This is a genomic window from Nocardia sp. NPDC058519 (assembly GCF_042719755.1).
In the GTDB taxonomy this organism is placed as follows: Bacteria; Actinomycetota; Actinomycetes; order Mycobacteriales; family Mycobacteriaceae; genus Nocardia.
The window spans coordinates 22,594-43,765 of the sequence record NZ_JBHXNK010000017.1 but is presented as its reverse complement, the minus strand read 5'-3'; the positions used below and the strand labels follow the sequence as shown (position 1 = coordinate 43,765).

Genomic DNA, 21,172 nt, shown 5'->3' with positions numbered 1-21,172 from the left:
ACCGAGTCGAGTTTCCTGTCCGACGATGTGGTGGTCACCGGAGGTTCTTCACGAGACCCCGGCCATACAGGTAGCGGATGAACACGCTGACCAGCCGATTCACGGCATGGAAGGGGAACGGCATCGGGCGCAGCACGTCGACGATGAGGACCACCCGCAGATCGGCCGCGTCGTTGTGGACCTCGTGCTCCCAGCTGTCATCGAAGAGAATGCTTTCCCCGTCACGCCAGGTATGGGTGATGTCCTTGACCCGGATGTTCGGCGGATTGTGGGCCGGCACGACCAGCGGCAGGTGATAGCGCAGGTAGCCGCGATATGGGCCGCAATGGGCCGGGATCGATTTGCCACCTTCCAGGATCGAGAAGAAGGCCTGGAACAAGTCTGGGATGTCGTCGATCACCGCACAGGTCTGCGGGCAGCGCTGCCGGTTGACGGCCGGCTTCTCCCCCATCGCGTACAGCAGAAACACTTTCCAGCGATGCGGCGTCGACGACGAAATGCGCGTTTGCGCGGCGTCGACGACGTGATATTCCGGCAGGTCCTCCCAGTCCGACAGCAATGGCATGAGCTCAGCGCGAATGCTGTCGGCGTTGCGGTCGATCTCCCGTAGAGCCGGGTAGGTCTCGTCGATGTCGAAGAACACCTCGCGGCGGCTTCCGCCGACATGCAGGTCGAGCGCAGCGTTGACGCATCGCAACGGCAGTTGACTGATCGCGAACAGCGTCGGATGCATACAGCGAGTTTATGGCGCGTGGCGGCTATTTCCTCGGTTCCGGGGAGGTCAACTGGCGTTAGGATGAGAGGGGGTGCGAGGAGCAGAGGGATGAGCACCACCAGTGTGATCGTGATCGTCGCGGTGGTAGTCGTTGTGCTCTTGGTCGGCGCCTGGTTGTTGATGCGCAAACAGCGTGAACACCAGAGAGCCGAGGCCCAGGGCATCCGCGACCATGCGGCGGAAAAGGAATTCGAGGTCGGTCAGCGAGAGGCGCGGGCGGAGGAGATCGCCGCCAGGAGCCGCGCGGCCAAGGCAGAAAGCGAGGCCAAAGCAGCGCAGGCCGACCAGCTCGCCCAGCAGGCGGACGTGCACCGCACCGACGCCGCCGATTCGCGAACCGAGCTGAACGAGGAGTGGGAGCGCGCCGACAAGGTCGACCCGGACACGAAGCCAGATCAGTCACAAACCTGATCTGAACCGCCGAACAGCGCTGGCTCCAGTGGAGTCAGTGCCGTTCTTCGAGCCCAACAGCCTCCCGCAGCCGATCCGCAGCCGTTCGAAGCTCGGGATCGTCGAACGCGGATGAAGCCAGCAGCGCGGCCAGCGCCTCGGCGATGACATTGAGCTTCTCTTGCGAGGCCTCGCTCGCGCGGCGGCCGGCGTTTTCGAGTAGCACCACCAACAGCAGTGTGAAAACGCTCGCAACGGTATGGATGGCGGCTTGCCAGGTTTTCAGGTCCGTCCACCACGGCAGGCTGAACAGCCACACCACAACGATCCCGGCACAGATGAAGAAGAACGGCGCCTGACTCACTCGTAGTTCGGCCCGCTCGACGAACCGGTCGAACGGCGAACGGCGATCACCTCCACTACGACTTCGTGCGGCCTCGCTACGTCGCTCCATCACCGGAATTCTAGTCTCCGCCATCGGATAGCGGAGCCCCACGAATGGCCATTCGGGTGGGTGCGCGGAACTTCTGGACGTAGTAATACGCCGTCGAGTAATCTGAGAACCTTCCTCTCCCCTGGGAGAAGATCATTTGCGCTTCGAGCGAAGGATCCCTGTTGACCCTCGAGCATCTGCCGATCCCCCTCGACTGGGACCAGATCACCCCGCAATGGATGACCACCGCACTGAACGTCCACTACCCAGGTGTCCGCGTCGCCACGGTCGAAATCGCACTGCGCGACGACGGCACCAATCGGCGGGCCCGACTCGCCCTCACCTACGACAGTGCGGAGCAGGGCCCGGCCTCGGTGTTCGTCAAGGCCGCCGACCCAGCACACAGGGAACTCATCAAACTCACCAGCGGCATGTTCCACGAACCACGCCTCTTCCGCTGCGGCGCGACCCTGCCCGTCGAGCATCCCACCGTGTTCGCCGCGCTCATCGACGAGGAAGCCGAGAATTTTCTGCTGGTCATGGAAGACCTCGCCCTCCGAGACGCCGACCCTCGCGACGCCACCCGTCCCCTCACGATCGAACAGGCCACGAGCGGAGTCCGCGCACTGGCGCGCCTGCACAGCAGCTTCTGGGGCGAACGACTCGATCGACACCCCGGCCTGGGATGGCTGGAACCATTCGCGCCATGGGACGGAATGGAGATCGCCCCACTCCAAGCCGCGCTGGACTGCCTCGGACCGGAGTGCCCACCCGCGGTAACCAGGCTGAGCATCGGTGAGCTGATCGACGATATCTGGAAGCCCTACATCCGCAGCCTCACCTCCGGACCGCAAACACTTCTGCACGGTGACGCCCACATCGGCAACACCTACCTCATCGACGACACCCACATCGGCTTCCTGGATTGGCAGGTCACCCGCCGTGGTCACTGGTCACTGGACCTGGGCTACTTCCTGCAAGGTGCACTCACGATCGAGGACCGGCGTGCAGCCGAGGACCGCCTCTTGGAGGACTACCGCGATGCTCTGGACCTCCCCACCAGAGAGAAACCGACTCCCGAACAGATCCGTCACGGCTACCGCGCCTCGGTCGCACACGGTCTGACACTGTGGCTGTGCACCGCCAGCGCGGGCGAATTCTGGCAACGCCCCGATATCGCCCTGACGCTGGCCCAACGCTATTCAGCCGCTTACGCCGACCTCGACACAGCCTCCGCTATCGCTGACCTGAACTCGCGGTCGACCGAATATCGAGTGCCCCCAACCAGTTTCGGAATCGACGTGTAGCTTCTGCGCCATGATTGCCGATGCACGCAGCTTCACAGCGGACCAGGTATCCCGCGCGGAGATCCTGGCCGCCATCGACGGTTTCCGGGAGGAACACAAGGCCGAGCAGATCACCGAGGCGCTCGACGAGATCCAGAACTACAACTCCGACGTCCTCTACGTGACAGGGGATCTGCACATCGCGGGGGATCTGGACCTAGGCGCCGAAGGAGCGCTCCTGCTGATCGTCAACGGGAACCTCCGCGTCGACGGCGTGTACACCGACCAGGACGATCCGGAAACGTACCTGCTGGTCACCGGCGATATGCACGCCCGGGATGTGGTCACGGCGGGGTGGCTGGAAGTACACGGCGATCTACGTGTCGGCAGGCTCATCGGCGACTACAACGATTGCAGCGCCTACATCGGCGGAGATGTTCTCGCCGACCTCTTCTACGGCGAGGAGCACTTCTTCACCATCGGGGGTGAGCTGGAAGCCGATGTGGTGGTCGGGCAGCCGCGTCTGATGATCGATGACGAACCAGACGGAATCGACCTCGATGATCCGACACTGCTGGAGCATTTCGACCGGGACCTGCTGCGCACTGTCGAGGACACGGCGGACGACGGCACTCCGATCATCGAAGTGGACGGCATCGAGAACTTCCGTGAGGTGAAACGGCGAGTGATGCAAGGAGTTCCACTCAAGACTCCCTAGGTTCTCGCGTTCGGACTCGCATTGTGTTCGGGCTGAGTGCAATTCTGTAGTTCGGCGGTGGTGTCGCGTTGTATCGATGCATGACAACACAGGAAACCCCGGCCGCCGCGGTAGACGGTTTCACCGCAGACTGGCAGCAATGGCACCGTCAGCAGGAGGAGCGTCTGGCCGACCGGCACGGATTCCTGGCCATCACCAACCTGCACTGGCTCACCGAAACCCCGGAGCGGTTCACCGATGCGCCCGGCACCTGGTCCACCGGTGTCGGCGGTGTGGTCGTCGTCCTCGACGAGGGCGAGGAACTGGTCGTCGACGGGACGCCGGTGCGCGGCCGCTACGAGTTCGGCGCGATCGCCGAGCGCGACGGGGTGAACGCCGTGTGGGGCGATGCGGTGATCGAGGTCGCCCGCCGTGGTGGCAACGACATCGTCCGCCCTCGGCACCCGAACAACCAGTTGCGCACAGCATTTCGGGGCACGCCCACCTACGCGCCGGACCCGAAGTGGGTGGTGACCGGTCGCTACATTCGGTTCGAGCAGCCGCGACCGACCACCGTCGGCGCCTCGGTCGAAGGGCTCGAGCACGTCTACGACGCACCGGGACGGGTCGAGTTCGATATCGACGGTCAACGATTGCGGCTGACCGCGTTCCCCGGCAAGAACCCCGGCGACCTGTCGGTGCTGTTCACCGATACCACCTCGGGAGTCACCACCTACGCCGCGAATCGCATTGTGCAGGTATCTACTCCGGCTGCCGACGGCACGGTCGTGCTCGACTTCAATCGGGCCGTCAACCTACCGTGCGCTTACACCGATCTGGCGACCTGCCCGCTGCCGCCCGCCGAGAACAGGCTCCCCGTAGCGGTGGAGGCAGGAGAGAAGATCCCCTACGAGCGTCAGGGATGAGTACACCGCGGATCAGCACGTCGGCGTTCCTGGTGAGATTCTCGTCGAGCTGTTCGGGCACGACGACCCGGGCGATGACACTGGTCACCGCCGGTTGGGCCGGCAAGCCCAACGCCGGCGCCGAGGGTGGAATCCCTTCGCTGTGAATGGCATCGGATGACCGAGCCCTCCCCCGCCGACGCACGTCGCGTCGCGATCGTGACCGGCGCCGCGTCCGGTATCGGCCGTGCCACCGTCGAGTTGTTCGCCGAACGCGGGCATGAAGTGGTCGCTGTGGATATCTCCGAGCGCGGCCTGACCGGGCTCGGCGATGGCATCGTGACCCTGTCCGGTGATGTCTCCGAGGATGCGGTGAATCAGGCGGCTGTCGACGCCGCGCTGAGCCGCTTCGGCCGACTCGACACCGTCGTCCTCAATGCCGGGACCGGCGGTACCCCGCCGCTCGAGTCCGCCGATGCGGTGCGCGCGGCCGAACGCATCCTCGACGTGAACCTGCTCGGCCCGATCAGCGGGCTGCGGGCGGCGATTCCGGCGTTGCGCCGGTCCGGGGGCTCAGCGGTGTTGACCGCGTCAGTGGCCGGTTTGCGGGGCGATGCGGGGAATTGGGCCTACAACGCGTCCAAAGGCGCGTTGATCAATCTGGTCCGTGCGGTCGCGATCGACTATGCGGCACAGGGTGTTCGGATCAATGCCGTCGCTCCCGGGCTCACCCGCACGGGTATCACTGCCGGAGTGCACCAGGACCCGGCGCTGCTCGCCGCGATCGAACGCCGGATTCCGCTCGGACGGTTCTCCGAGCCTGTGGAACAGGCGGAGGCGATCTGGTTTCTCGCCTCTCCCGCCGCCGGCTACATCACCGGCACCACCCTCGTTGTCGACGGCGGGATCGACGCCAACCTGGGCATATTGCCGCTGCCTGGTCAGCCGTTCTGAACGAGGCTGCCCGGTAAACGCCGATATGCCCCTGCGGCACGGTCACCGCCGCCATGCGCTTGCGTTGCGCCGAATTCACTGCGTGCACAGATGCCGGTCCCGACCGCATCGCGCGAAGGATCAACGCCGCGCGATCAGTAGGGTGTGCCCAACTCGATGCGCTCAGGAGGTTCCGCCGTGGCGGTACACACGCTCGCCATCAACGTGGCAACGGCCGACGGCAAGGCCGATGCCTTCCTCGTCCACCCCGACGACAACGCTCCCCACCCCGCGGTTCTGGTGTTCTCCGACGCGTTCGGGCTGCGGCCGGTGGTCCGCCGTGACGCCGAACGCCTTGCAGCCCTCGGCTTCACTGTGCTCGTTCCGAATGTGTTCTACCGCAACGGTGCCGCACCGGTGATCGACCTTCCCGATTTCATCGGGGCCGACCGACGCGGCGAGATCTTCGGCGCACTGCGCCCACTGCTGACCGCGTTGACACCCGAACTCGTCGTCACGGACGCCGCCGCGTATCTGTCGTGGCTGTCGGATTCCCCACTGACCACGGGCAACCCGGTTGGCCTGTCCGGATACTGCATGGGCGTGCGCAACGCACTGCACACCGCCGCCGCCTACCCCGACCGGGTGGCCGCGGTAGCCGGCTTCCACGGCGGCCGGCTGGCCACCGAGGACCGCACCAGTCCACACACCGTGGTCGGCCGAATCACCGCCGAGGTCTACCTCGCTCATGCCGACGCCGACCCCAGCCTCCCGCCGGAACAGATCGAACGGCTCGACGCCGCCTTCACCGCCGCCGGCACCACCTTCCGCACCGAGGTGTATCCCGGTGCCGGCCACGGCTTCACCCAATCCGACACCGATGTCTACGACGCCGAAGCCGATGCCCGGCACTGGACCGAACTGACCGACCTGTTCACGCGCGCCCTGCGCTGAACTTCTCTCGTAGGACACCCGACGGCCTGCGGCGCAGGTCTATGTGAGGTCCGAGCGTGATCATTTGTCGTTTGCACGGCTATCCGAACCACCGAGACCCCTGAGTGCCGAGCTGTTGCGGGTGGCCGGGGTCTCGACGAGCTTGGCGGCGATGGAACTGCTGATGAAACCGGGGATGGTGGGGGCGAAGAGTCCGAGGTAGGTATCGATCCATTCGTGGCGGGAATCGAGGAAAGGGAAGTCGGTGGGAACCATGTTGCGCACGGCCAGGCTGGGCAGGGGCGCATCGAGTGCGGGGAACCTCGGATTGTGCAGCCCGGCGGCGGTGCAGCCCGGATAGAATTGGCCGAGCATCAGCCCTTTGTCGACGAACCGGGTTTTCTGCTCGTCCTGGACAGCGTCGAGGTCGGCGTATTCGGTGAGGTCGGGGAAGATCGCGAGGATGGCTTTGTGTTTGTTGTCGGGTTCGCGCAGGGGTGGCATGACCGGGAACAGGTCGTTCAGATCGTCGACGATTGCCGCTATGGCCTGAGGGCTGATGTGGCGGCCTTCGACGAATGAGACCCAGAGGTTTTGTTGTGCGATGGTGCGGCCGATATAGGGGCATACTGGGCCTGGTCGGCCGAGGTCACGATGTGTTCGGCACAGATGTTCGCGAATCCATCGGCGCATTTCGGCGGCGCGGGGATGTTCGGCGCCGAGGATTGCCGGATCGGTGGAGAACAGGTTGGTCGGCCGCACGCCGGAGCGCGACCCGATAATTCCGTCGGTGTTCATGATCGCCGCCTATCTGCCGAGGTGAGATCGGACTGTCGGCCGCGATGGGTAGGGATGGAATGGCAGTGCTCGGTGATGGCCAGTCCGATCTCGCGGAGCGCCTCGGGGTCGGTCATGTTCTCGTGCCGGGTGGGAATGTGGTGGTCGGTGATGTGGCCGGCAATATGGTTGCGCATCGCGGTGGTGTCGGCAGGGCCGTCGCCTTCCGGTTCGATGGCGGTGAACAGGAGCAGGTCACCGTCGAAGAGGGCCGGGCGGTGTCTCCAGGTGAGATCGACGAGCCGGGTGTAGTCGTGGTGGAGGATCGCGAGATGCTCAGGCGTCAGGGCGGTGAAGAGTCCGCCCCGTCGGTGCAGTAGCTCGGTCGCGGCCTCGATCGTGAGGTCAGCGGGGGTCTGCGGGTCGTCGAGGCCGCCGAACTCGGTGAGCATGTCCATGATGGCGGGAGTGGGCGGGCGGACACTCCCGGCGGTGACGACATGGGTGTCCATCATGGCCAGGGTCGCGACTTGGGCTCCGGCGCACCGGAGTTGGACGGCGATCGCGTGGGCAATGGTGCCGCCGAGCGAGTAGCCGAGCAGGTGGTAGGGACCGCGCGGCTGAACGGACCGGATCTCCCGCACGTAGCGGGCGGCGAGTTGGTCGAGCGTGTCGAACCGCGCGGCCGGGTCGGTCAGTGTTGGGGATTGCAGCCCGTATACGGGACGTTCGGGGTCGAGATGCTGGACCAGTCCGCTGAAACCCCAGGCCAATCCGATGGCGGGGTGGATGCAGAACAGTGGTGGCCCGGTACCCGTCGCGCGCAGCGTGAGCAGGATCGAGAGTGCCTCGCCGGGGTCCTGGTCACCGAGGCCGCGGCGGCAGGCGTCGATTCGCCGGGCCAGCAATTGCGGTGTCGGGTCGGTGAATATCCACTGGACCGCGACGTTGCAACCAGTTGACGCCCGCAGTCGCGCCACCAATCGGGTAGCGGCCAGCGAGTTGCCGCCGAGGGCGAAGAAGCTGTCATCGACGCCGGCTCGTTCGATGTCGAGGGTCTGGGTGAAGGCGGCGCAGACGGTGGCCTCGAGCGCGGTGGACGGCGGCCGGAACCGGGAGGGTCGCGGGTCGAGCGCCGGGAGGGCTTTGTAGTCGAGTTTGCCACTGGGGGTGACCGGTATCTGTTCGAGGATGTGGATGGTGGTGGGGATCATGTGGGTGGGCAGGCAGGCCGCGAGGTGGGCGGTGAGCACGGTCGTGTCGAGAGTGGCGCCGGGGTTGGCAACGACGTAGCCGACGAGTTGGTCGGTGTCGTCGGATCGGGTGTCGACGATGACAGCGGCATTGGCGATATCGCGATGGCTACGCAGGGCGGTTTCGATATCGCCGGGTTCGACGCGGTGACCGTGGATCGCGAGCTGTAGGTCGCTGCGGCCTTTGTACCGCAGTGTCCGTTCAGCGGTCCAGGTGACCAGGTCGCCGGTGCGGTACATCCGGGTACCGGCCGGGCCGTACAGATCGGGGACGAATCGGGCGGCGGTGGTTACGGGCTGCTTGTGGTAGCCACGGGCCAGGCCCGGTCCGGACAGGTAGAGCTCGCCGACCACCCCGGGCGGGACCGGGCGCAGTCGGCGGTCGAGCACGACGGCGCGGAACCCGCGGATCGGTCCACCGATCGTGATTTCTCGGCCGGGTGTCGTCGAGCGGGCCTCGGCGCAGGCCATGATCGTGGTCTCGGTGGCCCCGTAGGTGTTGACCACCGTCCGACCCGGTGTCCAGTGGGCCGCCAGGTCTGGTGGGCATGTCTCGCCGCCGAGGACGACGGTCTCGACGGTGTCGAGTCCGTCAGGGCACATCGACGCGAGCACTGTGGGGGTGAGCGCGATGTGGGTGACGTGTTCGGTGGCGATCAGTTCCGCCAGTTCGGTGCCCGCGACTATCGGTGGCGGGGCGAGGACAAGCGTGGCTCCGGCGGCAGCGGCGCTGAGCCATTCGAGGATCGAAACGTCGAACGTCGGGGAGGCGGCGGCCAGCACCCGAGATGTCGGAGTGAGTCCGAATCGTTCCCTGGTCTCGGTGGCCAGCTCCGCTATCCCGGTGTGCGTGACGACAACGCCTTTGGGAGTTCCGGTGGAGCCCGAGGTGTAGATGAGGTAGGCCGGGTGTTGTGGCTGTAGTGGGGTTGTGCGTTCGTCGGCGGTGATCGGTTCGGTGTCGCGTGCGGTGTCGTCGAGATCGTCCACTGTCCACCAGCTGATGTCATCGGGCAGTGTCGCGCGCGCGGATGTCGCGGCGAGTCCGATGGTGGCGCCGGAGTCGGTGAGCGTGTGGCTGATGCGTTCGGCGGGGTGAGTCGGGTCGAGGGTGAGGAAAGCTGCGCCGGTCTTGGCTGTCGCCCAGATCGCGATCACGAGGTCGGCGGACCGCGGAATACCAATCGCGACAACGACTTCCGGCCCTGCGCCGAGGTCGATCAGGGCCCTGGCCAGCCGGTTGGAACGTTCATCGAGTTCCTGGTAGGTCAGGTGTCGGCTCTCGAACACGACTGCGGTGGCATCGGAGTTCTGGGCGGGCGCCGCGGTCAGCAGATCGGCCAGTACGACAGGCGTTGTCGCGGGTGCTCCCGCGTAGGTCATCAGCTCGGTTCGTTCGGCCGGTTCCAGTATTTCGATGGCGCCGACCGGCGATGCCGGGTCGCTGGTGACCGCTTCGAGTATCCGGATCCATCGGTGTATGAACGACTCGATCGTCGTGGCGTCGAACAGTTCCGTGGCGTAGGTGAAAGACGCTGTCACACCGGTGTGCTCGTCGTTGTCCGACAGTACGAGCTGAAGATCGAAACGGGATACCTCGTCGGGAAGATCCGCCACGACCGACACGTCGAGACCCGGCAGTTCCAAGTTCACCTGATCGAGATTCTGGAATACCAACATCACCTGGAACAGCGGGTGACGGGACAGGGATCGTTCAGGTGCCAGTACGTCCACCAGTTGCTCGAATGGCACATCGGCGTTGGCAAAGGCATCCAGGTCGACTCGTTCGACACGGTCGAGCAGATCGGTGAACGACTCGCCGAGGTCGATCTCGGTCCGCAGCACCAGCGTGTTGACGAACATGCCGACGACATTGTCGAGCGCGGCCTCTCCGCGTCCGGCGATGGGCGTGCCGATCGCGATATCGCCGACGCCACACAACCGGGCCAACAGCACCGCCAGCGTGCTGTGGAAGACCATGAACAACGACGAACCACATTGGCGCGCAAGCATTTCCAGATCCCGAACCAGCTCCGGATGCAGCGTGTGGTCGATAGTGGCGCCGCGATGGGATGCCGCTGCGGGCCGGGGCCTGTCGGTCGGCAGGCGCAGTTCCTCGTCCAAGCCGTCCAGGGTTTCGGTCCAGAATCGGATCTGTTCGGCGGACAGTGATTCCGGATCCTCGGGCGAGCCGAGAGTGGCTTGTTGCCACAGTGCGTAGTCGGCATATTGGACCGGTAGTGGTGTCCACGATGGGGCTTGTCCGTGGACCCGGGCGGTGTAGGCCGTGGTGATGTCGCGGGCCAGTGGTGTCATCGAAAAGCCGTCTGCGGCAATGTGGTGCACCACGACGGCCAAGACGTATTCGGGTGTCTCGGCGGTGTCGGCGCGGAATAATCGAGCACGCACCGGTACCTGAGCGCTCACATCGAAACCCCGAGTGACCAGCTCGATGATCGTCGTGGACAACCGGCTTCGCGGAACCGGCATCGGGGTGAGCTCGAGATCTACCTCATCGACGGGTTCGATCAGCTGGATCAGCATCCCGTCGTGTTCGGGATACCTGGTGCGCAGGGACTCGTGCCTGTCCAGCACGTCGACCATGGCCGCTCGGAGCGCCTCGATGTTCACTTCGCCGCGTATCCGGATCGCGATCGGCACGTTGTAGGCGCCTGAGTCCGTGTCGTATTGGTTGAGGAACCACATGCGCTGTTGTGCGGGTGCCAGTGGCACAAGGTGGGGGCGTGGTCCGGCGACCAATGCGCGATGGTGTCGTCCCGTCCCGGCGTGCTCCTCAAGTCGCGCTGCCAGTGCTGCGACCGTTGATGCTTCGAACAGCAGTCGCGCCGGGACCTCGGTGTCCACAATCGCTGCGAGTCGGGCGGCGATCCTGGTCGCGATCAGGCTGTTGCCGCCGAGAGCGAAGAAGGAGTCCTCGGCGCCGACGCGGTCCACACCCAGAACCTCGGCGAACAAGTCGGCGATCGTGTGCTCGAGCGGGGTTCCGGGTGCGCGGAACACGGCCTTGTCGGTGAACACCGGATCCGGCAATGCCGCACGATCCAGCTTGCCCACCGGTGTCAACGGAACATGATCGAGGACCATGATCGCGGAGGGAACCATATTGGAGGGCAATCGACCGGCGACGTGCTCGGTCAACACCGCGGTATCGATCGAATGACCAGGCGCGGCAACGACATAGGAAACCAGCGAATCGGTCTCGGAACCGTTGCGGTGGCCGATGGTGGTGGCGAAACCGACGGTCTCGTGCGCGGCGAGCGTGGCATCGATCTCGCCGAGTTCGATACGCAGACCACGAATCTTCACTTGGCAATCGGACCGTCCGAGATGCTGGATCGCTCCGTCGGGCGTGCACCGGACCATGTCCCCGGTGCGATACATTCGCTCGGCGGGCATCCAGGGGCACGCGACGAAACGCCCTGCTGTCAGACCGGCCCGACGATGGTAACCACGGGCCAGCACAGCACCCGCGATATACAACTCCCCCGCCACACCCACCGGGACAGGGTTGAGCCGCTGATCCAGCACCCACTGCGAGACACCGCGAATCGGGCCGCCGATCGTCACCGGCTCCCCCGCCACCAATGGGGCGGTCAGCGTCGCGACGACGGTGGCCTCGGTAGCCCCGTACTCGTTGAACATATTGCGCCCGCCGCACCAGCGCTCGACCAACTCGGTGCCGATGACCTCGCCACCGACCACGAGGTATCGCAAATCCGTCAGCGGCCATCGGGTGTGGTCGATGGTGGACAACGCCGAAGGCGTGATGAGGAGATGGCTGATGCGCTCGCGGTCGAGCAGTTCGCCGAGTTCGTCACCGCCGTAGGTATCGCTGGGTGCGATCACCATGGTCGCACCCACCGCCGACAACAACTCCGCCACCGAAACGTCGAAGCTGGGCGATGCCAAATACAGAGCGCGCGAACCGGATTCGATGCGCAGCGCGTCCCGGTGCGCGGCGGCGAGGTTGGCGAGTCCGGAATGGGTCACGGTAACGCCTTTGGGCACGCCGGTGGTGCCGGAGGTGTAGATAAGGTAGGCCGGGTGTTGTGGGCGCAGTGGGGCCATGCGTTCGGGGTCGGTGATCGACGCGGTGGATGCCGATGCTGCCGTAGCGATGTGGGCGGGGTCGTCGAGGACCAGCCACATGGTTGTGCCCTGAAGTCGGCCGCGGTGTGCCTCGAGTGTCAGTCCGATGGTGGCGCCGGAGTCGGTGAGCGTGTGGGTGATGCGTTCGGTGGGGTGGGTCGGGTCGAGGGGAAGGAATGCTGCTCCGGATTTGGCGGTCGCCCATATCGCGAGCACCAAGTCGATGGAGCGCGGTAGTGCTATGGCCACCAATGATTCCGGTCCTGCACCGAGGTGGATCAGGACGCGGGCGAGCTGGTTGGATCGTTGGTCGAGTTCTCGGTAGGTCAGGTGCTGGTCGGCGAACACGATGGCGGTGGCGTCGGGGTTCTGGATAACCGCGGCAGTCAGCAGATCGGCCAGTACGACCGGTGGTGTTGCGAGTGTTTCCGGGCGGAGTAGCAGGGCGGTTCGTTCGGCGGGTTCCAGTATTTCGATGGCGCCGACGGGTGTTGTCGGGTCGGCGCTGACCGCTTCGAGTATCCGGATCCATCGGCGTATGAACGATTCGATCGTCGCGGTATCGAACAGGTCGGTGGCGTAGGTGAAAGCTGCTGTCATGCCGGTGTTCTCATGGTTGTCCGACAGCACGATCTGCAGGTCGAAAGGGGATACTTCGCCGGGAAGGTCGACTATGGACGCGTCGAGATCCGGTAGGTCGAGTTTCGCTCGAGCCAGGTTCTGGAATACCAGCATCACTTGGAACAGTGGGTGGCGGGATCGGGATCGTTCAGGAGCCAGTGTCGTCACCAATTGTTCGAACGGGACATCCGCGTTGGCGAAGGCATCGAGGTCGATCTGCCGGACGCGATCGAGCAGGTCGGTGAACGACTCGCCGAGGTCGATTTCGGTCCGCAGCACCAGCGTATTGACGAACATGCCGACCGCATCGTCGAGCGCGGCCGCGCCACGTCCGGCGATGGGCGTGCCGATCGCGATATCGCCGGTGCGGCTCAGTCGAGCGAACAGCACCGCCAGCGTGCTGTGGACGACCATGAACAGCGACGAACTATATTGGTACGCAAGTCTTTTCAGTGCCCCCAGCAGCTCCGGATCCAGCGTGTAGCTCGTGGTGGCGCCTCGATGGGATGCCGCTGCGGGGCGGGGTCGGTCGCCCGGCAGGCACAGCTCTTCGGCCATACCGTCCAGGGTCTCGGTCCAGTATCGGATCTGTTCGGTGGATAGTGAGTTCGGGTCCTCGGGTGAGCCGAGGGTGGTTTGTTGCCACAGTGCGTAGTCCGCGTACTGGATCGGCAGTGGTGTCCATGACGGGGCTTTTCCGTGGCTGCGGGCGGTGTAGGCGGTGGTGATGTCGCGGACCAGTGGTGTCATCGAAAAGCCGTCAGCGGCAATGTGATGCACGACGACGGCCAGCATGTGGTCCGGTGCCTCGCTGGTGTCGACGCGGAACAATCGAATGCGTACCGGCACCCGAGTTGTCACGTCGACGCGCTCAGCGCTGAACTCGGTGACCGCCGTGGTGACCTTGTTCGCGTGAACCGGTGTCGGGGTCAGCTCGAGGTCTACCTTGTCGGCGGGCTCGATCAGTTGGACGAGCGCCCCGTCACGTTCGGGGTATCGGGTTCGCAGGGATTCGTGTCGGCACAGCACGTCGACGATGGCTGATCGCAGGGCCCCGATGTTCAACTCGCCGCGAAGGCGGATCGCGATCGGCACATTGTAAGCCGCCGAGTCCGTGTCGTATTGGTTGAGGAACCACATTCGCTGCTGCGCGGGTGCAAGGGGAACGAACTCCGGGCGTGGTCCGGCGACCAAAGGTGGACGGAGTCGTCCTGGCCCGGCGTGCTCCGCGAGTCGCGCTGCCAGTGCCGCGACCGTTGGTGCTTCGAACAGCAGCCGTACCGGAACCTCGGTGCCGAGCATCGCGCCGAGGCGAGCGGCGATCCGGGTCGCGACCAGGCTGTTGCCACCGAGAGCGAAAAACGAATCGTCGGCACCGACGCGTTCCACACCCAGTACCTCGGCGAACACGTCGGCGATCATGTGCTCGAACGGCGTTGCGGGCGCGCGGAATACGGAGTTGTCGCTGAACACCGGATCCGGCAACGCGGCGTGATCCAGCTTGCCCACCGGGGTGAGTGGGATGCGGTCCAGGACAACCACCGCGGCAGGCACCATGTAGGAGGGCAGCGAGTCGCGCACCAGCGCAACCAGTTCCCCGGACGCTATGGGTGATGTCACCGAGACATAGGACACGAGCCTGGGCCCGACAGTGATATCGCGATGGACCACGGTGCGAGCGAAGGTGACCGATGGGTGGGTGAGCAGCGTCGCGTCGATCTCGCGTACTTCGACGCGGTAGCCGCGAACCTGCACCTGATCATCGACCCGGCCGAGGAACCGCAGCCTACGGTGCGCATCCAGGCATACCAGGTCACCGGTGCGATACATCCGCACACCCTGCGCACCGGGGAGGGCATAGGGATCGGCGACGAACCGGCTCGCGCTCAGCGACGGTCGGCCGTGGTACCCACGCGCCACCCCGGGCCCGGCCAGATACAGCTCACCGGGTACCCCGACCGGAACCGGGTGCAGCCGGCTATCGAGCACCAGCATCTGCATGCCGCGCACCGCGCTGCCGATACTCACCTGCTCACCCGCGCGCATCGGAGCGCTCACCGTGGCCGCGACGGTGGTTTCGGTCGGACCGTAGGCGTTGAACACCGCACGGCTCGAACTCGCCCACGCGGCAACCAGTTCCGGCCCGCACTCGTCGCCACCGACCGCGATCACGCCGAGGTTGTCGAGCCCGGTCGGGTCGAGTGTCGCCAGCGCCGCCGGGGTGATGAAGGCGCAGTCCACCTGTTCCACGGACAGCAGCCGGGTCAGCTCGACACCGCCGTAGACGTCGTCGGGCGCGATGATCACCGTCGCACCCGACAGGAAGGCAGGCAACAACTCGAAGACCGACGCATCGAAGCTGGGCGAGGAGAAGTGCAGCGATCGAGTGCCCGCACCCAGTCCGAACCGCTGCGCGAGTTCGGTCCCCAGACAAGCCAATCCGCGATGGGTCACCACCACGGCCTTCGGGCGTCCCGTCGATCCCGATGTGTAGATCAGGTACGCCGGGTGGTCCAGCTGGGGGGTAGCGGTCAACTCCGCGACTTCGACCGCTGCGGCCGACACCGCGGCACACTGCTTTTCGAGGTGCGGCGAGTCGATCGGCAGCCAGTGCACCTCGGCGGGAAGCACCTCCCGATGGCCGGTATCGGTCAGACCGATCCGGACGCCCGCGTCGGCGATCATCGCTTCGATCCGCGCGGCCGGGTACTTAGGGTCGATCGGCAGATAGGCCGCGCCGGTCTTGGCGACGGCCCAGATCGAGGTGATGGCCTCGACGGACCGCGGCAGCGCCACCGCGACCACCTGCTCGGCACCGACACCCTCGGCGATCAGCACCCGCGCCAGGCGGTTGGAGCGCTCATCGAGTTCGCCGTAGGACAGGTCGACACCCCGGAACCGCACGGCCGTCGCAGCTCGGGCACGCTCGACCGCCGCGGTCAACAGCGCGGCCGATGTCGCGGGCGGCTCGGCCGGACCGGACACGACCGGACACAGGTCGGCCCACTCGACCGCGTCGAGCAATGGCAGATCGCCGACCGCACGACCGGGGGTCGTGATCACCGCGGCCAGGATCGCGGTGAACCGGCGGGCTAGGGCGGCGATCGTCTGGTCGTCGAAAAGATCAGTCGCGTAGCCGAATTCCGCTCGCATCGCGCCGGAGGTTTCGGTGATGGTCAGCTGCAGATCGTATTTCGTGATGCCGGTGGTGATCGCCTCGATCCTCGCGCGCAGACCCGGCAGCTCGACCGTGCTGAGATCGGGGGTCCGCTGATACGACAGCATGACCTGGAACAGCGGATGACGTGCCGGGGAGCGTTCCGGATCGAGCTCCTCGACCACGCGCTCGAACGGGAGGTCGGCATTGGCGAAGGCGTCCAGATCGCGGTCGCGGATCTGACCGAGCACGGCGTCGAACCCGGCGCTCGGATCGATCTCGGTGCGCAGCACCACCGTGTTCACGAACATGCCGACCAGCTCGTCGAGTGCTGCCTCGCCGCGGCCCGCGACCGGTGTACCGATCACGACATCGGTGGTCGCGCTCAGCCGCGCCAACAGTATCGCCAGCGCGGCGTGCGCCACCATGAACACACTCGCCCCGCTGTCGGCGGCCAGCTCAGCCATCCCGCGGCGAGTGTCAGCGTCGATGCCGAACGCGTGTGTGCCGCCGCGATGCGAGGGCACCCTCGGGCGTGAACGGTCGGTGGGGAGATCGAGTTGTTCCGGTAGGTCGGCGAGGGTGGCGCTCCAGTAGTCGAGTTGTCGGCGCATCGGGCTGTCGGGTTCGTCCGCGCTGCCGAGCGTGTCCCGCTGCCACAGCGCGTAATCCGCGTAATGCGCCGGAAGTGGCGACCAATCGGGCGCGACCCCGCGCCGGCGAGCGTCGAAAGCGGTCACCAGATCCCGGGCCAGCGGCTCGAACGACCAACCGTCGCAGGCGATGTGGTGCAACACCACCGTCAGGACATGTTCGTGCGGTTGCGTTCGGTAGAGGGCCGCCCGGATCGGTGGCTCCACGGCCAGGTCGAAGCCGGTCGACGCGTCCGCCACCAGCTGTGCGTCGACACCCTCCGGCGCTACCGCGACCGCTGTCAGTTCATCCGACAGCCGCGCCGCCGCGTCCTCGGCCGAGCCGATGACCTGGCTCGGGTTCGCGTCCCCGGAGTCGACGAATGTGGTGCGCAGACTCTCGTGCCTGCGCACCACATCGGCGAGCGCCGCGTGCAGCACCGTCGGCTCGAGCGCACCGGTCAGCCGGATCGCCAGCGGCATGTTGTACATCGCCGAGGAGCGATCGAACCGGTTGAGAATCCACAGCCGCTGTTGCGCGTACGACAGCGGCAACACCTCCGGACGCGCCTGAGCCCGGACGTACGAGAGCAACGACGTCGCCCGGGGGCCGTCGCCGTTGGTGGACTTCATGCCCAGCCGGGCGGCCAAGTCGGCAACGGTCGGCGCCTCGAACAGGTCACCCAGCGCGATTCCCGCTTGTGGCAGTGCGGCATTGATCCGCGCCACCGCGCGTGCAGCGACGAGCGAATCGCCACCCATATCGAAGAAGCTGTCATCGATGCCGAGCTTCGCCTCGGCGCGGCCGAGCACCTCGACGAACACCTCCAGCAGCAGGTGTTCCATTTCGGTGCGCGGGGCTCGGGCGCTGCCTTGCGTTTCGTATCGCGGCGCGGGCAGCGCATCGCGGTCGATCTTTCCGTTGGGTCCCAGCGGCATCGCGTCGAGCACCACGACGGTGCGCGGAACCATGTACTCCGGCAGTGTCCGTCCCAGCGCCACCCGCACCGCACGGACATCGACCGTCTGTCCCGCAGCCGCGACGACATAGCCGACCAATTCGTCACCGCCGTGCGCGGTCGGCCTGGCCAGGCAGACCGCCTGAGTGATCGATTCGTGCGCCACCAGAGCGGACTCGATCTCGCCGAGTTCGATCCGCAGGCCGCGGACCTTCACCTGGAAGTCGGTGCGGCCCAGGTACTCCAGATTCCCGTCGCCGCGCCACCGAGCCAAGTCTCCGGTGCGGTAGAGCCGCGTGCCAGGGCCGTAGGGGTTGGCCACGAACCGGCCCGCCGTCAGCGCCGGACGGCCCAGGTAGCCGCGCGCCAACTGCACACCGGCCAAGTAGAGCTCCCCCGCCGCGCCGACCGGGACCGGCCGCAGCTCGGCATCGAGCACGTACACCGTGGTGTTCCACACCGGCGCGCCGATCGGCACCACCGTGGCATCGCCCTCGCATTCCCACGATGTGACGTCCACCGCCGCCTCGGTCGGGCCGTACAGATTGTGCAACTCCACGCCCGGATATGCCGCACGGAACAGCCGCACCGTCTCCGCGGGCAACGCCTCACCGCTGCACAGCACACGCCGCAGCGCACCCGCACGGGTCGGGCGGTCTGCGACGAACACCGCCAGCATCGATGGCACGAAATGGGCCGTGGTGACGCCTTCGTGGGCGAACAATGTCCGCAGAGAGGCCGGATCGCGATGCCCGCCCGGTGCGGCCAGCACCAGACGCGCGCCGACCTGCAACGGCCAGAAGAACTCCCATACCGACACGTCGAACCCCGCCGGAGACTTCTGCACCACCACATCGTCGGCGCCGAGCCGATAGCGATGCTGCATCCAGCGCAGCCGGTTGTCGATCGCGGCGTGGGTGACGGCGACGCCGTTGGGCTTTCCGGTCGAGCCGGAGGTGAAGATCAGGTAGGCGGGGTGATCCGGCCGCAGCCGAAGACGCCTGTCAGCGTCGGTGATGGGTGCCGAGCTCGCCCGGCTGTCCGCGGCGCTGCGCTCGATGTGGTCTATCTCCAGCTGCCGCAGGTGCGTAGGTAGCTCCACCGGATGTCGGCGCACCGTCAGCACACAGATCGGATTCGCGGCCGCCAACACGAATTCGGTGCGATCGGCCGGATGTTCTGGATCCACGGGCAGGTATGCGGCGCCGGTCTTCACGATCGCGTACATGCCGACGACGAGTTCCAGGCAGCGCGGGATCGCCAGCGCGACAATCGACTCCGGTCCGGCACCCGCCTCGATGAGCACCCGCGCGAGCCGATTGGACTGGACGTCCAGCTCGGCATACGTCATTCGCCTGCCGTCGAATGACAGCGCTACCGCGTCGGGCGTGCGGGCGACCTGCGCGGCGAACAGCTCCGGCAGCGTGCTGGGCACCAGGTCCACGGCAGTCGCCTGCCAGCCTGCCAGCAATTTTCGCCGCTCCGCGTCATCGGAGATGGCCACTGTCGCGACCGCGTCGTCTACTCCCGCGGCGAGGAACCGAGCGAAGTATCCGAGGAAGCGCCGGTGGTGTACCGCGAGGTCCTCGGCTGAGTAGCGATCCGGATTGGCCTCGAAATCCAGCGTCAACCCGCCGTCAGGGGCGTTGTAGACATTGATGGACAGGTCTTCCACCGGACCGGTGGACAGGACGTGTACCGCTGCGACCGCCGAACCGAGCCGGAGCTCGTTGGGAAACAGCATCATGTTGATCATCGGGCCGTAGAAGCCGCGCCGACCGGCCGTCGACCCCCAATCGCGCCGAATATCCTCGTGCCGGTAGCACTGATGGGCCAGGGCGGCGCTCAGCTGTTCGCGCGCGTGCCCCACCAGCTTGAGCACCGGCTCCTCGGCATCGACGAGCACCCGCAGCGGCACCACATTGGATACGAAACCCGCCGACGTGCGTAGCGCTTCGGTGGTGCGCGCCGCCACCGGCAGGCTGAACAGCACCTCGTCGCGTCCGGTGACCCCGGCCAGATACCCCGCCAACGCTGCCACCAGCAGCGCGGGCCGTGACACATCGTGGCGCTGCTTGGCCGCATCGCACAGGCCACGTGTCGCCGCATCGAGCTCCGCCGACTCGACGATGCGGTGTGCGCTCGCGGGGGCAATCCGCGTACTGAGACCGAAAGGCACAGGCGGCACCGGGAATTGAGTTCGCCAGTAGCGCTGGTCCTCGGTGAAGCGCTCGGATCGCCGGTACGCCAGCTCCCCCTCGTAGATGTCGTACAGGTCGGCCGCCATCGGCGAACCAGGTTCGATGCCTGCCAGCGCCGCGTTGTACAACTCCGCCGTGCGCGCGATCAATATGGTCGCGCCGTAGCCGTCGATGGCGATGTGGTGCATTCGGCAGTACCAGAAGATCTCCGTCTCCCCGGTACGCAGCAGCACAAGTCGAATGAGCCGATCGCGCCCGATGTCGATGGGCGTGCAGGAGTCCGTCCGCATCCACGCGTGCGCGGCTGCCTGCGGATCGTCGGTATCGCGCAAATCCAGCTGTTCGAGCTCGAACGGCGCATCCAGATCGACAACCTGTCCGGGCTGATCCCCACAGCCGGCCATGCGCAGGTGCGGGCTCTGTGTCTCGGCCGCGCATCGGCGAGCAGCCCGGTCGAGCAACGCGATATCGAGTTCGCCGTGGATTTCCACATAATGCGCCACCGCCAAGGGGACTTCGGGAGCCAGACGTTGCGCGGTCCAGATATCGGCCTGCCCGGACGACAACGGGAACGGCCGCGTGCTGCGAGGACTAGCAGCGCCACTGTTGCCGATCGGAGTTGCCGATGCGTTCATCAATTACCCCTTCGGTCGAGATGCTCATATCGAAGCGGGGACATCGTGAATCAGCTCGATCACCGACGATCCAGGTTGCCTTCTCATGCGAAACGTCGTCGGCTGGATCAGGCGCAGGCGCGCGGCGTCGTCGTCGTGGATCAGGTCACCTGCGATGGTTAGGCGGTCCGGACCCGCCGGGACGCGCTGATGGGCGTCCATTCCGCTGTCGCGGCACTGGATTGTGACCGGGATTATCCGCCGGTGGTTTCGACGGCGAACCTCGGTGTCATCCGCGCGAGTATGCCCCTTGCATGGACAGATCCTCGCCGTTGACCGTTGTATTCAGCCATGAAGCAACCTGAGGCAGAGCAGAGTCATCAGACATCGAGAACCACCTTTCCTGGCAGGTATACAGCTTCGAAGCTTCCAGGATCTCACCTCGAGCCTTTCCAGCAGGGAAATCCTTGGATCGTTGTTACTCCGCAATTCATCT

Annotated in this window: 11 protein-coding genes; 7 read left to right on the top strand and 4 right to left on the bottom strand. The window is 65.9% G+C overall.

The features are described from left to right. Positions 1–34 precede the first annotated feature (34 nt). Positions 35–733: an aspartyl/asparaginyl beta-hydroxylase domain-containing protein gene (locus tag ACFWPK_RS19595; RefSeq protein ID WP_378917684.1), complete on the bottom strand. Its 699-nt coding sequence runs from the start codon at positions 731–733 to the stop codon at positions 35–37. Between the two features lie 90 nt (positions 734–823). On the opposite strand from ACFWPK_RS19595, the gene ACFWPK_RS19590 reads away from it, so the two are divergent. After that, positions 824–1,186: a hypothetical protein gene (locus ACFWPK_RS19590; protein WP_378917682.1), complete on the top strand. Its 363-nt coding sequence runs from the start codon at positions 824–826 to the stop codon at positions 1,184–1,186. Between the two features lie 34 nt (positions 1,187–1,220). On the opposite strand, the gene ACFWPK_RS19585 is transcribed toward ACFWPK_RS19590, so the two are convergent. Continuing rightward, positions 1,221–1,619 (bottom strand): low affinity iron permease family protein, encoded by a 399-nt coding sequence (locus ACFWPK_RS19585; RefSeq protein WP_378917680.1) that lies wholly within the window; start codon positions 1,617–1,619, stop codon positions 1,221–1,223. 218 nt (positions 1,620–1,837) lie between these two features. Between ACFWPK_RS19585 and ACFWPK_RS19580 the strand changes: the two genes are divergently transcribed. From ACFWPK_RS19580 to ACFWPK_RS19555, 6 genes are all read left to right on the top strand, one after another. Further along, positions 1,838–2,905, top strand: coding sequence for a phosphotransferase (locus tag ACFWPK_RS19580; protein ID WP_378917854.1), 1,068 nt, complete (start codon positions 1,838–1,840; stop codon positions 2,903–2,905). A gap of 10 nt (positions 2,906–2,915) precedes the next feature. Beyond that, a complete protein-coding gene (locus tag ACFWPK_RS19575) occupies positions 2,916–3,602 on the top strand; it encodes a hypothetical protein (protein WP_378917678.1) in 687 nt (228 codons plus the stop codon). Between the two features lie 80 nt (positions 3,603–3,682). Next, positions 3,683–4,507 carry a DUF1684 domain-containing protein gene (locus ACFWPK_RS19570; protein ID WP_378917676.1) on the top strand — a complete coding sequence of 275 codons (825 nt, stop codon included), beginning with the start codon at positions 3,683–3,685 and terminating at the stop codon, positions 4,505–4,507. Then, a complete protein-coding gene (locus ACFWPK_RS19565; protein WP_378917674.1) occupies positions 4,504–4,653 on the top strand; it encodes a hypothetical protein in 150 nt (49 codons plus the stop codon). Before ACFWPK_RS19570 ends, ACFWPK_RS19565 begins: the two co-directional genes overlap by 4 nt. Before the next feature lie 10 nt (positions 4,654–4,663). Beyond that, positions 4,664–5,440, top strand: coding sequence for an SDR family NAD(P)-dependent oxidoreductase (locus ACFWPK_RS19560; RefSeq protein ID WP_378917672.1), 777 nt, complete (start codon positions 4,664–4,666; stop codon positions 5,438–5,440). Between the two features lie 177 nt (positions 5,441–5,617). Beyond that, on the top strand, positions 5,618–6,373 hold the full coding sequence (locus tag ACFWPK_RS19555) for a dienelactone hydrolase family protein (RefSeq protein ID WP_378917670.1): 756 nt from the start codon (positions 5,618–5,620) through the stop codon (positions 6,371–6,373). Positions 6,374–6,433: 60 nt separating this feature from the next. On the opposite strand, the gene ACFWPK_RS19550 is transcribed toward ACFWPK_RS19555, so the two are convergent. Together ACFWPK_RS19550 and ACFWPK_RS19545 are read right to left on the bottom strand one after the other, a co-directional pair. Then, positions 6,434–7,150: a DUF6875 domain-containing protein gene (locus ACFWPK_RS19550; RefSeq protein WP_378917668.1), complete on the bottom strand. Its 717-nt coding sequence runs from the start codon at positions 7,148–7,150 to the stop codon at positions 6,434–6,436. After that, positions 7,147–20,697 (bottom strand): amino acid adenylation domain-containing protein, encoded by a 13,551-nt coding sequence (locus tag ACFWPK_RS19545; RefSeq protein WP_378917665.1) that lies wholly within the window; start codon positions 20,695–20,697, stop codon positions 7,147–7,149. Before ACFWPK_RS19545 ends, ACFWPK_RS19550 begins: the two co-directional genes overlap by 4 nt. Between the last annotated feature and the right edge of the window lie 475 nt (positions 20,698–21,172).

Bases quoted from the DNA above. Each gene is read 5' to 3' on its own strand.
- ACFWPK_RS19570 (WP_378917676.1), top strand. From the start codon at position 3,683: ATGACAACACAGGAAACCCCGGCCGCCGCGGTAGACGGTTTCACCGCA.
- ACFWPK_RS19560 (WP_378917672.1), top strand. From the start codon at position 4,664: ATGACCGAGCCCTCCCCCGCCGACGCACGTCGCGTCGCGATCGTGACC.
- ACFWPK_RS19575 (WP_378917678.1), top strand. From the start codon at position 2,916: ATGATTGCCGATGCACGCAGCTTCACAGCGGACCAGGTATCCCGCGCG.
- ACFWPK_RS19545 (WP_378917665.1), bottom strand. From the start codon at position 20,697: ATGAACGCATCGGCAACTCCGATCGGCAACAGTGGCGCTGCTAGTCCT.
- ACFWPK_RS19590 (WP_378917682.1), top strand. From the start codon at position 824: ATGAGCACCACCAGTGTGATCGTGATCGTCGCGGTGGTAGTCGTTGTG.
- ACFWPK_RS19565 (WP_378917674.1), top strand. From the start codon at position 4,504: ATGAGTACACCGCGGATCAGCACGTCGGCGTTCCTGGTGAGATTCTCG.
- ACFWPK_RS19595 (WP_378917684.1), bottom strand. From the start codon at position 733: ATGCATCCGACGCTGTTCGCGATCAGTCAACTGCCGTTGCGATGCGTC.
- ACFWPK_RS19585 (WP_378917680.1), bottom strand. From the start codon at position 1,619: ATGGAGCGACGTAGCGAGGCCGCACGAAGTCGTAGTGGAGGTGATCGC.
- ACFWPK_RS19580 (WP_378917854.1), top strand. From the start codon at position 1,838: ATGACCACCGCACTGAACGTCCACTACCCAGGTGTCCGCGTCGCCACG.
- ACFWPK_RS19550 (WP_378917668.1), bottom strand. From the start codon at position 7,150: ATGAACACCGACGGAATTATCGGGTCGCGCTCCGGCGTGCGGCCGACC.